A 733-nucleotide genomic window follows, 5' to 3' on the forward strand; every position below is an offset into this window, starting at 1 on the left:
AACTCGATACCAAAGCACCAGCCTCAACCACAAAACTAATCTCACCTGTAGTTGGTAAATCACCTCTTTGCATCTGATATAAGCGCGCAAGATTAATATCGAGCTGGTCGTATCGAATGTAGATCGGTGAATCATCAACTGGTACATCAATAAAATCTTTATCGTTGAGGTAATACCGCACATCGTAATTGACTGCAGTAATTGTATTTGAGAATTGGTCAACAGGATCTTTCTTTGCCACCAGGTAAGGTAGTGAGTCCTTTGTATCGTCATTAACAACCGTATAGATCGTATTAACGAAATCATCTGCACTCAATTTAAGAGCACTATTTGGTAAGCGTCCTAAAACTACTTTGTTCTTGGCTGAACCAGCAGTAACTGGAATAAGGTCAACACTGCCATCTCCCATTTGCAGATAAATGACGTAATTTTTACCTGCTATGAAATCGACATCATGGCTCAATGTAAGAATTAAGCCTTCTTGCTTTGTCACCTCACCACTTTGATGAATTCCATTTCGATAATCAGCTACAGCGATGCGATCACGTAAAACCAGTAATTCTGATTCTGGTGCTGCATCAAAGGTGATGGATTTACGCTGAAAGCGAAGTTTGTTCCAAAGCCGGTACGCATTGAAATGTGCTTGCCACTTGTTACGTACACCTACCGATTTCACCTCTTTTGGGTTCTTGGCTCCTTTATCCGGCAAGTAGATATTGATGCGGCTATCATC

1 protein-coding gene is annotated in these 733 nt (G+C 40.9%); it reads right to left on the bottom strand.

What is annotated here, in order from left to right:
* On the bottom strand, nucleotides 1–733 hold a 733-nt coding region (locus ACINWC141_RS12020), incomplete at both ends, for a host specificity factor TipJ family phage tail protein (RefSeq protein WP_034678497.1).

This window comes from Acinetobacter sp. WC-141 (assembly GCF_000313935.1).
GTDB lineage: Bacteria > Pseudomonadota > Gammaproteobacteria > Pseudomonadales > Moraxellaceae > Acinetobacter.